The sequence below is a fragment of the Streptomyces sp. URMC 126 genome (assembly GCF_051386555.1).
Taxonomy (GTDB): domain Bacteria; phylum Actinomycetota; class Actinomycetes; order Streptomycetales; family Streptomycetaceae; genus Streptomyces.
In genome coordinates this window covers 1-13,984 of the sequence record NZ_JBPQTX010000184.1, presented here as the reverse complement: position 1 = coordinate 13,984, position 13,984 = coordinate 1, and the positions used below count along the sequence as shown (strand labels likewise).

13 protein-coding genes are annotated in these 13,984 nt (G+C 74.3%); 8 read left to right on the top strand and 5 right to left on the bottom strand.

Annotation, left to right across the window (positions count from 1 at the left end):
* Nucleotides 1–3,003: DEAD/DEAH box helicase (locus ACSNOK_RS21440; RefSeq protein WP_436782356.1), on the bottom strand; the 3,003-nt coding region annotated here is incomplete at its 3' end.
* 550 nt (nt 3,004–3,553) lie between these two features.
* On the opposite strand from ACSNOK_RS21440, the gene ACSNOK_RS21435 reads away from it, so the two are divergent.
* The gene (locus ACSNOK_RS21435; protein WP_436782355.1) at nt 3,554–4,300 is read left to right on the top strand and encodes a ferritin-like fold-containing protein; all 747 of its coding nucleotides are present in this window, start codon (nt 3,554–3,556) and stop codon (nt 4,298–4,300) included.
* 63 nt (nt 4,301–4,363) lie between these two features.
* On the opposite strand, the gene ACSNOK_RS21430 is transcribed toward ACSNOK_RS21435, so the two are convergent.
* From ACSNOK_RS21430 to ACSNOK_RS21415, 4 genes are all read right to left on the bottom strand, one after another.
* The gene (locus ACSNOK_RS21430) at nt 4,364–4,642 is read right to left on the bottom strand and encodes a hypothetical protein (protein WP_436782354.1); all 279 of its coding nucleotides are present in this window, start codon (nt 4,640–4,642) and stop codon (nt 4,364–4,366) included.
* Between the two features lie 324 nt (nt 4,643–4,966).
* The gene (locus ACSNOK_RS21425; RefSeq protein ID WP_004937370.1) at nt 4,967–5,194 is read right to left on the bottom strand and encodes a DUF3107 domain-containing protein; all 228 of its coding nucleotides are present in this window, start codon (nt 5,192–5,194) and stop codon (nt 4,967–4,969) included.
* Nucleotides 5,195–5,365: 171 nt separating this feature from the next.
* Nucleotides 5,366–5,995: a TetR/AcrR family transcriptional regulator gene (locus ACSNOK_RS21420; protein ID WP_040887389.1), complete on the bottom strand. Its 630-nt coding sequence runs from the start codon at nt 5,993–5,995 to the stop codon at nt 5,366–5,368.
* A 250-nt stretch (nt 5,996–6,245) separates the two neighbouring features.
* Entirely contained in the window at nt 6,246–6,482 is a 237-nt protein-coding gene (locus ACSNOK_RS21415) for a hypothetical protein (RefSeq protein ID WP_436782353.1), read from the bottom strand.
* 237 nt (nt 6,483–6,719) lie between these two features.
* Here ACSNOK_RS21415 and ACSNOK_RS21410 point away from each other — a divergent pair, with 237 nt between their 5' ends.
* The 7 genes from ACSNOK_RS21410 to ACSNOK_RS21380 all read left to right on the top strand — a co-directional run.
* Complete coding sequence (locus ACSNOK_RS21410) at nt 6,720–7,727, top strand: alpha/beta fold hydrolase (protein ID WP_436782352.1); 1,008 nt, start codon at nt 6,720–6,722, stop codon at nt 7,725–7,727.
* Nucleotides 7,720–8,883, top strand: coding sequence for a DUF3152 domain-containing protein (locus ACSNOK_RS21405; RefSeq protein ID WP_436782351.1), 1,164 nt, complete (start codon nt 7,720–7,722; stop codon nt 8,881–8,883). Before ACSNOK_RS21410 ends, ACSNOK_RS21405 begins: the two co-directional genes overlap by 8 nt.
* Nucleotides 8,884–9,026: 143 nt before the next feature.
* Nucleotides 9,027–9,119 carry an Ms4533A family Cys-rich leader peptide gene (locus tag ACSNOK_RS21400; protein ID WP_436782350.1) on the top strand — a complete coding sequence of 31 codons (93 nt, stop codon included), beginning with the start codon at nt 9,027–9,029 and terminating at the stop codon, nt 9,117–9,119.
* A gap of 175 nt (nt 9,120–9,294) precedes the next feature.
* Nucleotides 9,295–11,034, top strand: coding sequence for an ABC transporter substrate-binding protein (locus tag ACSNOK_RS21395; RefSeq protein WP_436782349.1), 1,740 nt, complete (start codon nt 9,295–9,297; stop codon nt 11,032–11,034).
* Nucleotides 11,031–12,041, top strand: coding sequence for an ABC transporter permease (locus tag ACSNOK_RS21390; protein WP_436782348.1), 1,011 nt, complete (start codon nt 11,031–11,033; stop codon nt 12,039–12,041). The genes ACSNOK_RS21395 and ACSNOK_RS21390 overlap by 4 nt, the downstream gene beginning before the upstream one ends.
* The gene (locus ACSNOK_RS21385) at nt 12,038–13,027 is read left to right on the top strand and encodes an ABC transporter permease (RefSeq protein WP_436782347.1); all 990 of its coding nucleotides are present in this window, start codon (nt 12,038–12,040) and stop codon (nt 13,025–13,027) included. Before ACSNOK_RS21390 ends, ACSNOK_RS21385 begins: the two co-directional genes overlap by 4 nt.
* A gap of 5 nt (nt 13,028–13,032) precedes the next feature.
* The coding region (locus ACSNOK_RS21380; RefSeq protein WP_436782357.1) for an ABC transporter ATP-binding protein at nt 13,033–13,984 on the top strand (952 nt) is incomplete at its 3' end.

The following is a 13,984-nucleotide window of genomic DNA, read 5'->3' as shown; positions in this document are numbered from 1 at the left end:
CTTCTTGGTGGTGCGGGTGCGCTTCGGCTTGGCCTCGGCCTCACCCTCCGCCTCGGCGACCGGCGCGGCGGCGGCCTTCTTGCGGGTCCGCTTGGGCTTGGCCTCGGCCTCGCCCTCGGCGGCGGGAGCGGCGGCGGTCTTCTTGGTGGTGCGGGTGCGCTTCGGCTTGGCCTCGGCCTCACCCTCCGCCTCGGCGACCGGCGCGGCGGCGGCCTTCTTGCGGGTCCGCTTGGGCTTGGTCTCCGCCTCGCCCTCGGCCACCGGCTCGGCGGCGGCCTTCTTGGTGGTGCGGGTCCGCTTCGGCTTGGCCTCGGCCTCGCTCTCGGCGGCGGGAGCGGCGGCGGTCTTCTTGGTGGTGCGGGTGCGCTTCGGCTTCGCCTCGGCCTCACCCTCCGCCTCGGTCACCGGCGCGGCGGCGGCCTTCTTGGCCGTCCGGGTCCGCTTCGGCTTGACCGGCTCCTCCGCCACGGCCGGCTTCTCCGCCACGGCCGGCTTCTCCGCCACGGCGGACTTCTCCGCCACGGCGGACTTCTCCGCCACGGCGGACTTCTCCGCCACGGCGGCCGGGGCCGCCGGAGCTTCCGCTTCCAGGGTGGTCACGGCGCGCTTGGCGACCCGCCGCGTCCGCTTCGCCGGCGCGGCCGGCTCCGCCTCGACGGCCGGCGCGGCGGCCTCGACGACCGTCTCGGCCGCCGGAGCGGCCTCCGCGCCGAGCGTGGTGACGGCCCGCGTGGCGATGCGCCGCGTGCGCCTCGCCGGGGCGGCCGGGGAGACCGGCGCGGTGGCGACCGGCTCGGCCGGCTGCTCGGGCGCCGGAGCGGTCTCCGTACCGAGGGTGGCGACCGCGCGCGTGGCGACCCGGCGGGCGCGCTTCACGGGCGCGGCCTCGGCCACCGGCGCGGTGGCGGCCGGCTCGGCGGGACGCTCCTCCCGCGCCGGGGCTGCGGTCGCGGGCTCGGCCGTCTTCGCGGCGCGCTTGCCCGTCCGCTTCACCGGCTCGGCGGCCGGCGCCCCGGCTGCGGCGGAGGAGTCCTTGGCCTTCAGCTCGGCGGCGGCCCGGGCCGCCGCCTGAACGCGCAGGAGCGCGGTCTCGACGGTCTCGAAGTCGCCTTCCGGTACGGCCGTGGCCGGCGCCGCGTAGCGCGGACGCGCGGTGCGGCCGTCCCTCGTCGGCACAGCCTGCGACGGCAGCGACGCGCCCGCCTGGCGGGGGGCCGCGGCCCGGGCACGGCGGCGCGGACGGGCCGCGGCCTCCGGCTCGGGGGCCGGTGCCGTGGTCACGGACGCCTTCGGGGCCTGCGCGACGGAAGCGGCGGACGTGGCGGAGACGACAGGAGCGGCGGACGCGGTCTCGGCCTTGGCAGCCTGGCGGGTCCTGGTCACGGACGCCTCCGGCGCGGCAGCCTCCTCACGGGCCGCGGAGACGGCCGGAGCGGAGGAAGCCTCGGCCACCGGGGCGGACGCCACCGGAGCCGACGCGGACGGAGCGGCCTGCGGTGCCGACACCGAGGCCGAGCCCGACCCGCCGGTGCGGGTACGGCGGCGACGGCGCGGACGGGCCGGCGTCTCGGGAGCCGTCGTGGCCGGACGCGCCACGGGGGCGCTCTCCGTCACGGCCGTCTCCGCGGCCTCCGGCGTCGCCGTGGCGGCGGTGACGGCAGTGGTCCGCGCGGCGGCGTCCGGCGTCGCGCCCGAGCGCGTCCGGCGGCGCTGCCGCGGCGTACGGGTGCGTTCGGTGCGCTCGGCGGCGGCCTCCCGGCCGTCCCGGCCGTCCTTGGGGCCGCGGCCCCGGCCGGCGCCGCGTCCGCCGGTCTCGCCCAGGTCCTCGATCTCCTCGGCGGCGAGCCCGGCGAGGGTCCGCTGCGAGCGGGGCAGGATGCCCTTCGTGCCGGCCGGGATGCCCAGCGCCTCGTAGAGGTGCGGCGACGTGGAGTAGGTCTCCTCCGGCTCGTCGAAGGGCAGTTCCAGCGCCTTGTTGATGAGCTTCCAGCGCGGGACGTCGTCCCAGTCGACCAGCGTGACGGCCGTACCCGACTTGCCCGCCCGGCCGGTGCGGCCGGTGCGGTGCAGGTAGGTCTTCTCGTCCTCGGGCGTCTGGTAGTTGACGACGTGGGTGACGTTGTCGACGTCGATGCCGCGCGCGGCGACGTCGGTGCAGACCAGCACGTCGACCTTGCCGTTGCGGAACGCGCGCAGCGCCTGCTCGCGCGCGCCCTGGCCGAGGTCGCCGTGGACCGCGCCGGCGGCGAAGCCGCGGCGGATGAGCTGCTCGGAGATGTCGGCGGCCGTCCGCTTCGTTCGGCAGAAGATCATCGCGCGGTCGCGGCCCTCCGCCTGGAGGATGCGGGCGACGATCTCCGGCTTGTCCATGTTGTGGGCGCGGAAGACGTGCTGCGTGATGTTGGCGTGCGTCTGGCGGCCGTCGTCGTCCGGCGAGGTGGCGCGGATGTGCGTGGGCTGCGACATGTAGCGGCGGGCCAGCGAGATGACCGCGCCCGGCATGGTCGCCGAGAACAGCATGGTCTGCCGCTTGGCCGGCAGCATGGTGATGATGCGCTCGACGTCGGGCAGGAAGCCCAGGTCGAGCATCTCGTCGGCCTCGTCCAGCACCAGCGCCTTGACGTGGCTCAGGTCCAGCTTCTTCTGCCCGGCGAGGTCGAGCAGCCGGCCCGGGGTGCCGACGACGACGTCGCAGCCGGCCTTGAGCGCCTCGACCTGCGGCTCGTACGCCCGGCCGCCGTAGATCGCCTGGACGCGCACGTTGCGCACCTTGCCGGCGGTGAGCAGGTCGTTGGTGACCTGCTGGCAGAGCTCACGGGTGGGGACGACGACCAGGGCCTGCGGGGCGTCCGTCAGCTGCTCGGGCTTCGCGCGGCCCGCCTCGACGTCGGCGGGGACGACGACGCGCTCCAGCAGGGGGAGGCCGAAGCCGAGGGTCTTGCCCGTGCCGGTCTTGGCCTGGCCGATGACGTCGGAGCCCGAGAGGGCGACCGGGAGCGTCATCTCCTGGATCGGGAAGGGGTGGAGGATGCCGACGGCGTCGAGCGCCTCGGCCGTCTCGGGGAGGATTCCGAGTTCTCGGAACGTGGTCTTCTGCGTGTCAGGGGTATTCAGGGTGCTGCCTCTTCTGTGAGACGCGGCACGGGGCGGCGAAGGGGGTCGTACGAGGAGTCCGTACGTACCGCGCCGTCGTACTCGTTCCGGCGGGAGCCGGATGGCGCGGGACCACTGCCTTCGCGCGAGCACACGTGCTGCGAGCGGATCCCTCCTGGTATGCGGACGACTCGTCCACACCGCGCGGAGGGCGGTCGGTCGGGTGGAAGCCGATCGGGCCACCGACCGGGCATCCGCTGGCGCTCCGAGGACTCACTCCCGGAGGAACCTGCATGGAGACGGCCAGTCGAACACGCGCCTTGCTCGGCGTACTCGGCGGGCCGTATAGCACTCTACCCCGGAACGGCGCATCCGCGCCCGGGCCATTCGTCCCTGACCTTGTGGACACCTGGCTGACCAGGGGCTTCCCTCCCCGCCGCAGCGGGCTAAGGTTCCGTTCATGGAGACGTCCGACAAGGCCGCAGCGGCCACAGAGCCCGCCGAGGAACTCACCGGAATCGCCGCCCAGGACTGGGCGCGGGCATCCGCCGACCCCCGCTACCGCGCCGCGGTCGTGGACCTGCTCGGCGCGCTCGCCTACGGCGAGCTGGCCGCCTTCGAGCGGCTGGCGGAGGACGCCAAGCTGGCGCCGACGCTGGGCGACAAGGCGGAGCTGGCCAAGATGGCCGCCGCCGAGTTCCAGCACTTCCAGCGGCTGCGGGACCGGCTCGCGGCGATCGACGTCGAGCCGACCGCGGCGATGGAGCCCTTCGCCGCCGCGCTGGACGAGTTCCACGGCCAGACGGCTCCCTCCGACTGGCTGGAGGGCCTGGTCAAGGCGTATGTGGGCGACTCGATCGCCAGTGACTTCTACCGGGAGGTGGCGGTCCGGCTGGACTCCGACACCCGGGCGCTGGTGCTCGCCGTCCTCGACGACACCGGGCACGCCACGTTCGCGGTCGAGAAGGTGCGGGCCGCGATCGAGGCCGAGCCGCGCGTCGGCGGCCGGCTGGCGCTGTGGGCGCGCCGGCTGATGGGCGAGGCGCTGTCGCAGGCGCAGCGGGTCGTCGCCGACCGTGACGCCCTGTCCACGATGCTGGTGGGCGGCGTGGCCGACGGCTTCGACCTCGCGGAGGTGGGGAAGATGTTCTCCCGCATCACCGAGGCGCACACCAAGCGGATGGCCGCGCTGGGGCTGGCCGCGTAGGCGAGGCGGTCGGCACACGGCGCACCGTCCCGTGACACCGGGGGCTCCGTCCGGCGGCCCGGCTCAGGCCGTGGCTGACCGGCGGGGCGGCCCGGCGGGACGCAGCAGCAGGGACAGCAGCGCGACCGCCACCACGAGCGAGGCCGCCAGGATCGCGAGGGCGTGACCGGGACCCAGCACCGAGCGGGCCAGCAGGCCGCCGAACAGGCCGGCCACCGGTCCGGTGCCCAGCGTCAGCGTGCGGGAGCGGAACCGGCCGAACCGGGCCGGCAGCCAGCGCAGGGCTCCGAAGGAGACGGCGAGGCCGATCAGGACCGAGCCGAGCGCTTCCCAGAGGATCATCGTCGCTTCCCTCCCGTGAGCCGATGAGCGGCAGGTGCAAATCGGTCGTAGCGGTCCTACCCCGGGGCCGCTCGCGGCAACCCTCGGGGCGGGGCTCCCATCGTTCTCCCCGGGAGTGCGGGCGGAGGCTCGCGACACGCCTCGCGCGGGGGACCGGCTCGCCTGGAGGGACGTGTTGGAGGGCCGCTCCGGAGGCTCGTTCGGGAAAGGGGCGCGCTGCGTAGGGCCGCACGGGAGGGCCGCTCCGGAAGGACGTGCCCCGGGTACGGCGACGGGCGGGGCCCCGGTGCCCGCGCACCGGAATCCCGCCCGTCGTCCGCCGAATCAGATGGTGGTGAAGCCGACCCGCCGCGTGGCGGGCTGGCCGATCTCCACATAGGCCAGCCGGTCGGACGGGACCAGGACCTTGCGGCCGTGCTCGTCCGTCAGGCTGAGCAGCTGTGCCTTTCCGGCCAGCGCGTCGGCCACCGCGCGCTCGACCTCCTCGGCGGACTGACCGCTCTCCAGAACGATCTCGCGGGGCGCGTGCTGCACGCCGATCTTGACCTCCACGGCTACTGTCCCTCCGAAGGTGTGCGTCCCCCACGGCGTAGCCCCAGGGGAGGGGTGCGCGGACGCGCCGCGCCGTACGGTCCACACATTAGCCCGGTGCGGGGGCGCGCCGGGCCCGCGCCCGCACGCTGGCAGCGAACACGCGGCCGGGAGGGCCGGCGGCCGGAGCGGTCAGTGCTCGTTCTTCGGGAACCCGGCGATGCCGCGCCACGCCAGCGACGTCAGCAACTGGACCGCCGTGCCGCGCGGGACCGTGCTGCCGCTGGAGAGCCAGTAGCGGGCCACCACCTGGGAGACGCCGCCGAGGCCGACGGCCAGCAGCATGGCCTCCTCCTTGGCGAGGCCGGTGTCCTCGGCGATGACCTCGCTGATGGCCTCGGCGCAGGCCAGCGAGACCCGGTCGACGCGCTCGCGCACCGCGGGCTCGTTGGTGAGGTCCGACTCGAAGACCAGCCGGAAGGCGCCGCCCTCGTCCTCGACGTAGGCGAAGTAGGCGTCCATGGTGGCCGCCACCCGCTGCTTGTTGTCGGACGTCGACGCCAGGGCCGTGCGCACGGCCTGGAGCAGGTTGTCGCAGTGCTGGTCCAGCAGGGCCAGGTAGAGGTCCAGCTTGCCGGGGAAGTGCTGGTAGAGCACCGGCTTGCTGACGCCCGCGCGCTCGGCGATGTCGTCCATGGCCGCGGCGTGGTAGCCCTGGGCCACGAACACTTCCTGGGCCGCGCCCAGGAGCTGGTTGCGTCGGGCTCGGCGCGGCAGGCGCGTGCCCCGCGGGCGCGCCTCGGTCTGCTCGATGGCTGTCACGCCGCCTCCCATGATTGTTCCCGCACGGTGTGCACCGCGCCCGCCATCGTACTTTTGGGTAACCGCGCCGTGCGTGGCCGGAGGGGAGAATTTCACCTGGCGGACGCTGTGGGAAGCCCACAAAAATCCGACAAATCCCACGTTCCACCGTCGGCGTGCGCCCCTCTTCGCGCGCGGACGCCGGCGGGCAGGGCTTTCCCGGGACCGTCCCGGGGCGCTCCCCGCGGACCCGCCGGCACCCGTGCCGGGCTCACCGGTAGTCGTCCTCGTCCAGTTCCACGACCCGGGCCTGCTCCGCGCGGTCCGCCTCGTCGGCCGTCCCGGGGTCGATCCCGGTCAGCGGCTCGTCGCGCACCGGCGCGAGGTCGGCGAGCTGTTCGGCGGCGTCCGCCTCGGGCGCCTCCACGCCGATCTCGGTCGCCACGGCGGCGCCCTCGGTGTCGTCCAGGTCCTCGAAGGTGTCCGGGTCGGTCGGGTCGACAGGCATGCGGAAGATCTCCTTCGTCCTCGTCCTCCGGGCGCTCCGCCCGGTCCGGCCTTGGCCGGCGTACCGGAACTCCTTCCCATGGGAGCCGCCACGAGTCCTCGCGCGGCCCACCTCGTCCGGAGGCCCGCCCTCGGGTCCCTTTCCTCCGAGCGTAGGAGACGCGGTCGCCCACCGCCAGGCGATCTGTGACGGCTGCCACAGGCGATTCCGGCGTGATGCTCTCGTAACATTGCCCGCATGTCGGAGACCGAGTCGCCGGTGGCACTGGGTGCCCCCGCCGTTCCCGTGGTGCCGCCCACACCCCTTTCGCCGCAGCTCGGCGCGGGGGAGCGGGTGCGCACGGTGACCCTGCCCGGAGCGACGCTGGCGGTGCGCTCCCGGCCGCCCGCCGCCTCGGACGGGCCGGCTCCGCCACCCGCGCTCTTCGTCCACGGCCTCGGCGGCTCCTCGCGGAACTGGACCCCGCTGATGGCCCGGCTCGCGGACGTCGTCGACGGAGAGGCCCTGGACCTCCCCGGCTTCGGCGACTCGCCGCCGCCCGACGACGGCGACCACTCCGTCACCGCCTGCGCCCGGGTGGTCATCTGCTATCTGGACACGGAGGGCCGCGGCCCCGTCCACCTGTTCGGCAACTCCCTGGGCGGCGCGGTCGTCACCCGCGTCGCGGCGGTCCGGCCCGATCTCGTCCGCACCCTCACGCTCGTCTCGCCCGCCCTGCCGGAGCTGCGCCCGCAGCGCACGGCGCTCCCCACCGGGATGCTGGCGGTGCCCGGCGCCGCCGCCCTCTTCGCCCGGCTGACGAAGGACTGGACGCCCGAACGCCGCACCCGGGAACTGCTCGCCCTCTGCTACGGGGACCCCGGCCGGGTGACCCCCGAGGGATTCGCCCTCGCCGTCGAGGAGTACGAGCGCCGGCTGGAGCTCCCCTACTTCTGGGACGTGATGGCGCGGTCCGCGCGTGGCGTCGTCGACGCGTACACCCTCGGCGGGCAGCATTCGCTGTGGCGTCAGGCCGAGCGCGTGCTTGCCCCTACCCTGCTGGTGTACGGAACGCGCGACCAGCTCGTCTCGTACCGCATGGCCCGCCGGGCGAGCGGGGCGTTCCGCGACTCGCGGCTGCTGACGCTGCTGGGCACCGGCCATGTGGCGATGATGGAGGATCCGGACGCGGTGGCCCGTGCCTTCCGCGAACTCCTCGCGGACACCGTCACGACGTCGGAACGGAGCGCCACGCCCCGTGGGTAAACACAGCGCACGTGCCCCCCAGGCCCCCCGGGGGCGTACGGAGGAGGCGCCGGAGATCCCCGGCGCCCGGGAGACCGTCCGGACCGCCGAGCGGCCCCTCCTCGCGGAGGACGACAGAGCGTCCGGCCCGCCGGAGCCCGCCGTACGGTCCGCCCCGCGGGGTCCGGCCATCGGCTGGGGTGTCATCGGGCGGCAGGGCGGCCGGACGGGACAGTCGGGGCCGTCCGGCTCGTCGGGCCCGTCGGGGGCGTCACGGCCGGACCGTCCGTCCCGCCCCCGGCCGTCGGCGGGGCGGGTGCCCGAGCCGCGCCGGGCGGGCGGCGGACGCGGGGACGCGCCCTCCGGCGGCGCGCACCGGGCCGCGGGCGGCAGGGGCCGCGCGGTCACCGGGGTGGCGGCGGCGGTGGTGACGGCCGTGCTGGCCGTCGTCGTGGCGGGGCAGGTCGAGGACGGCACGGAGAGCCGGGCGCAGGCGCGGACGCCGGACGCGCGGCAGGGCGCGGGCAGCGCCGCCTCGCGGTCCGAGAGCCGCCCGACGCCCCGCGCTCCCGTGGCGCCGGTGACGTACGAGCAGAAGATGGCGAAGAAGTACCCCCTGGACCAGCGGGCGCCGGCCTCGGGTGAATTCATGACCGTCGGAGGGCACGACAAAGCCCCCGGTAAGGGTGAAGTTCTGCGGTATCGCGTTGACGTCGAGAAGGGGCTGCCGCTTGACGGCGAGCTCTTCGCCACGGCCGTGCACCGGACCCTGAACGACGGGCGCAGCTGGGGTCACGGCGGCGTCCGCACCTTCGAACGGGTCTCCTCCGGCCACGCGGACTTCGTGGTGACCCTGGCCGGCCCCACGACCACCGCCAAGTGGTGCGCCAAGTCGGATCTGGACATCACCGTGGACAACGTCTCCTGCGACTCCGCCGCCACCGACCGGGTGATGATCAACGCCTACCGGTGGGCGCAGGGCGCCGAGACGTACGGCGACCGGATGTACGAGTACCGGCAGATGCTCATCAACCACGAGGTCGGCCACCGGCTCGGTCACAACCACGAGTCCTGCGGCAAGGCGGGGGCCCTGGCGCCGGTGATGATGCAGCAGACGAAGTTCCTCACGACGGACGGCGTCACCTGCAAGCCGAACGCCTGGCCGTTCCCGGGGTGACGTGGACGGCCCACGGTGGCGGCCTGTGCGGACGGGTGCTGCCGTGGGGCGACGGATGATCATTTGCTCGAGTGGTGAGACGGTACGTCTCCCTTTGTGAGACACCTTTGCTCGTGGTCGAAAATTCGTCCAGTCTTCTGCGCATGCCGCACCACCACACCTCCGCGAGCGCCGCCTTCCGGCTGGCGCTGATCGGTGTGGCCGTGCACGCGGTCGCCGACGTCCACTGTCGCTGACACCGTCCCCTCTCCCCGCGCGACCTCCGCGCGACGCAGGCCGCGTCGTGCCCGCCGGGGGCGGTTCCGCGGCGCCGCGCGCCTTCTTCCACCGCCTTCCGCGGGTGCTCCGGCCCCGGGTCTCCACCTCCCGGTCCGCTCTCCGCTCGCACCTCCGTGAAAGGCACCCTCCGCCATGCGCCCATCCTCCGTACCCCGCCGCGTCGCCGCGGCCGCCCTCGCCGCGGCCGTCGTCACCGGGGCGGCCGCCTGCGGTCCCGAGAAGAAGGGCGAGGCCGCGGGCGCCGACGGGGCCGCCGGGGCGCCGCGCAAGGGCGGCACGCTGACCGTCCTCAACCGGCAGCCGCAGAAGCAGTTCGACCCCGCCCGGCTCTACACCTCCGGCGGCGGCAACGTCCCCTCCCTCGTCTTCCGTACGCTCACCACCCGCCACCGCGCGAACGGCGCCGAGGGCACCAAGGTCGTCCCCGACCTCGCCACCGACACGGGCAGGCCGAGCGACGACGCCAAGGTGTGGACGTTCACCCTGAAGGACGGGCTGACGTACGAGGACGGCTCGCCGATCACCAGCGCCGACGTCAAATACGGCGTCGAGCGCTCGTTCGCGGCCGAACTCTCCGGCGGTGGCCCCTACTTGCGGGACTGGCTGGTCGGCGGCGACCGCTACCAGGGCCCCTACAAGGCCGCGCCCGACGGGACGAAGGGGAAGGGCCTCGACTCCATCGAGACCCCGGACGACAAGACCATCGTCTTCCATCTCCGCAAGCCCGAGGGCGACTTCCCCTACCTGGCCACCTCCACCCAGTTCGCGCCCGTCCCCAAGGCCAAGGACACGGGCACCAAGTACGCCGAGCACCCGGTCTCGTCCGGCCCGTACAAGGTCGTGAAGAACACCAACGACGGGCAGCGGCTGCTGCTGGAGCGCAACCCCCACTGGTCCGAGGCGACCGACAAGGAGCGGCACGCCTACCCGGACACCATCGACGTCCAGGCCGGACTCGCACCGGCGGTGATCAACCAGCGGCTGTCGACCGGCTCGGGCGCCGACGCCGCCGCCGTCACCACCGACACCAACCTCGGCCCGGCCGAACTCGCCCGGGTGAGCGGCGACAGGAAGCTCGCGGACCGGGTCGGCACCGGGCACTTCGGCTATACGAACTACCTGGCGTTCAACCCCGAGGCCAAGCCCTTCGACGACCCCAAGGTCCGGCAGGCCGTCGCCTACGCCGTCAACCGGACGAGCGTCGTCAACGCGGCCGGCGGCTCCTCGCTCGCCGAGCCCGCCACCACCTTCCTGCCGAACCGGAAGTCGTTCGGGTACACCCCGAGCGACCCCTTCCCGGCCGGTGCCTCCGGCGACCCGGAGAAGGCCAAGGCCCTGCTGAAGGAGGCCGGACACGAGGACGGCCTGGAGATCACCCTCACCCACTCCACCGCCCAGGGCTCCGAGAGCGGCCCCGAAATCGCCACCGCCGTCCAGGAAGCCCTGGGCAAGGCCGGCATCAAGGTGAAGCTCGAAGGCCTGGAGGACAACGACTACGAGGACCGCACCCACGACGTCGACAGGCAGCCCGCCCTCTTCCTCGGCCACTGGGGAGCGGACTGGCCGTCCGGCGGCCCCTTCCTGGCGCCGGTTTTCGACGGCCGGCAGATCGTCAAGGACGGCTACAACTTCAACTCCGGCCGCCTGGACGACGCCAAGGTCAACGACGAGATCGACGCCATCAACAAGATCACGGACCACTCCGCCGCCGCCGCGCGCTGGGGCGCCCTGGACCGGACGATCGGCGAACGGGCGCTCACCGTCCCGCTGTTCCACCCCGTCTACAAGCGCCTCTTCGGCAACGACGTGAAGAACGTCGTCATCAGCGACTGGACCGGTGTCCTCGACGTCTCGCAGGTCGCGGTCAAGTGACGGACCTCCTCACCGCCGCCGCGTCGCCCGGGACGGCTTCCCCGGGCGACGCGGCCCGTACCGCCACCGGCGCCCGCCGGGTCCTGCGGCGGCTGCGCGCCCGCCGGGCCGCGCTGCCGGCCGCCGCCGTGCTGGCCCTGCTCGCTCTCCTCGCCCTCGCGGCGCCGCTGTTCGCCGCGCTGGAGGGCCAGGACGCCACCACGTACCACGACGACCTCGTCGACTCCGCGCGCGGCGGCGTGCCGCTCGGCTCGTTCGGCGGCATCAGCGCCGACCACTGGCTCGGCGTCGAACCCGGCACCGGGCGCGACATGTTCGTCCGGCTCCTCTACGGCGCCCGCGTCTCGCTGGCCGTCGCCGTCGGCGCCACGCTCGTGCAGATCGCCGTCGGCGTCGCCGTCGGGCTGACGGCCGCGCTCGGCAACCGGCTCGTCGACGGGATCCTCGGCCATCTCACCGATGTGATGGTGGCCCTGCCGCTGCTGGTGTTCGCCATCGCCCTGACGGCCGTCGTCCCCGCCGGCTTCCCCCGGCCCGCGCTGCTCGTCGTCGTGATCGGACTGATCGCCTGGGGGTCGCTGGCGCGCGTCGTCCGCGCCCAGGCGCTGGCCCTGAAGAAGCTCGACCACGTCGCCGCCGCCCGGCTGACCGGCGCGTCGGAGTGGCGGATCGCCCGGCGCGAACTGCTGCCCGCGCTGGCCGCCCCCGTGATCACCTACGCGGCGATCCTGCTGCCCGCCAACATGATCCTGGAAGCGGCCATGTCCTTCCTCGGCGTCGGCATCACCCCGCCGACCCCCTCGTGGGGGCAGATGCTGTCCTCCGCGCAGACCTGGTTCCGCGCCGACCCCCTCTACGTCGTCCTCCCCGCGTCGATGCTCTTCGTCACCACCTTCGCGTTCACCGTGCTCGGCGACGCCCTGCGCGGCGCGCTCGACCCCCGCGAGGCGTCCCGGCTGCGCGTCGGCCGGCGCGGACGCGCCTCCCGGACGGGCGGTGCCGCGTGACCGCGTACGTCCTGCGGCGCCTCGTCGGCGTCCTCGCCGTCCTCCTCGTGCTCTCCGCCGTCGTCTACGCCACCTTCTACCTCGCGCCCGGCGACCCGGCGCAGCTCGCCTGCGGCCCGCGCTGCGACCCCGCGCAGGTACGGCAGGTGCGCGAGCAACTCGGCCTCGACGCACCCGTGTACACCCAGTACTGGCACTTCCTGCAGGGCCTCGTCACCGGCCACGACTACTCCACCGGCACCGGCGTGCTGCACTGCGACGCCCCCTGCCTGGGGCTGTCGTACCAGAGCGACCAGCAGGTCACCGACCTCATCGCCCGCGGCCTGCCCGCCACCGCCTCCCTCGCCACCGGCGCCATGGTGCTGTGGCTGCTCATCGGCGTCGGCACCGGGCTGCTCTCCGTGGCGCGCCGCGGCGGGGCCGTCGAACGGCTGCTGACCTGGCTGACCCTGGCCGGGAGCGCGACGCCCGTCTTCATCACCGGGCTCGGGCTGCTGATGCTCTTCTGCGCCTACCTGGAGTGGCTGCCGTTCCCCTCCTACGTACCGCTGGGCGACGACCCCGAGCAGTGGGCCTGGAACATGCTGCTGCCCTGGCTCGCGCTCGCCCTGCTGGAGTCCGCCAAATACGCGCGGATGACGAGGAGTTCGATGCTGGAGACGCTGGCCGAGGACCACATCCGCACCTTCCGGGCCTTCGGCGTCGCCGAACGGGCGATCGTCGGGCGGCACGCGCTGCGCGGCGCGCTGGCGCCCGTGATCGCGCTCACGGCCGCCGACTTCGGCTCGATGTTCGGCAACGCGATGCTGACCGAGGCGATGTTCGGACTGCCGGGCATCGGCAAGCTGCTGGTGGACGCCACCAAGACGATCGACCTGCCGGTCGTCGTCGGTCTGGTGATGGTCACGGGCGCCGCTGTCGCGCTGGCCAATGTCGTGGCCGATCTCCTCTATGCCGTCGCCGACCGGAGGGTGGCTCTGCGATGAACGTGATGAACGTACCGGCATCTGCCACGCCGGCGTCCGACGCTCCCGAACCGTTGGCGGCCGAACCGCTGGTGGCCGTCGACCGGTTGTCCGTGGAGTTCCCGGGCGAGGCCGGGCCCGTGCGCGCGGTGCGCGAGCTGTCCTTCACGCTCCCGCCCGGCGGCGCGCTGGGCATCGTCGGCGAGTCCGGTTCCGGCAAGAGCACCGCCGCGTACGCGCTCCTCGGCCTGCACCACGGGACGGGCGCCCGGCTCACCGGCTCGGTCCGGGTCGCCGGGCAGGACGTCGCGGGGGCCGGCGAGGCGGAACTCCGGCGGCTTCGGGGCGCCACGGCCGCCATGGTCTTCCAGGACCCCCTCTCCTCCCTCGACCCCTACCAGGCCGTCGGCGACCAGATCGCCGAGGTGTACCGCGTCCACCACCGGGACGCCTCCCGCCGGGCCGCGCGGGCGCGGGCCGTGGAGACGCTCGACCGGGTGGGCATCCCCGACGCCGCCCGCCGCGCGCGCTCCCGGCCGCACGAGTTCAGCGGCGGGCAGCGGCAGCGCGCCCTGATCGCCATGGCCGTGGCCTGCGGGCCCCGGCTGCTGGTCGCCGACGAGCCGACGACCGCTCTCGACGTCACCGTCCAGGCGCAGATCCTCGCGCTGCTCCGGGAGCTGCGCGAGGAGACCGGCATGGGGCTCGTCCTCGTCACCCACGACCTGGGGGTGGCGGCGGGCAGCGTCGACGAACTGCTGGTGATGAAGGACGGGCGCGCGGTCGAGCACGGACCGGTGCGCGCCGTCCTGGACGCGCCGCGCGAGCCGTACACACGCGCCCTGCTGGACGCCGTACCGCGCGTGGATGTGCGGCGTGCGCCGGTTGTCGTGCCGGGGGTGTCGGCCGGATCGGGGGTCGCCACCGGGCCGGGCGGGGTGGATGGGTCCGGTGTGGCGGTCGTGGACGAGGGGGACG

Excerpts from the sequence above, each read along its gene's own strand:
- ACSNOK_RS21435 (WP_436782355.1), top strand. The coding sequence starts at position 3,554 with ATGGAGACGTCCGACAAGGCCGCAGCGGCCACAGAGCCCGCCGAGGAA.
- ACSNOK_RS21430 (WP_436782354.1), bottom strand. The coding sequence starts at position 4,642 with ATGATCCTCTGGGAAGCGCTCGGCTCGGTCCTGATCGGCCTCGCCGTC.
- ACSNOK_RS21415 (WP_436782353.1), bottom strand. The coding sequence starts at position 6,482 with ATGCCTGTCGACCCGACCGACCCGGACACCTTCGAGGACCTGGACGAC.
- ACSNOK_RS21410 (WP_436782352.1), top strand. The coding sequence starts at position 6,720 with ATGTCGGAGACCGAGTCGCCGGTGGCACTGGGTGCCCCCGCCGTTCCC.
- ACSNOK_RS21400 (WP_436782350.1), top strand. The coding sequence starts at position 9,027 with ATGCCGCACCACCACACCTCCGCGAGCGCCGCCTTCCGGCTGGCGCTG.
- ACSNOK_RS21395 (WP_436782349.1), top strand. The coding sequence starts at position 9,295 with ATGCGCCCATCCTCCGTACCCCGCCGCGTCGCCGCGGCCGCCCTCGCC.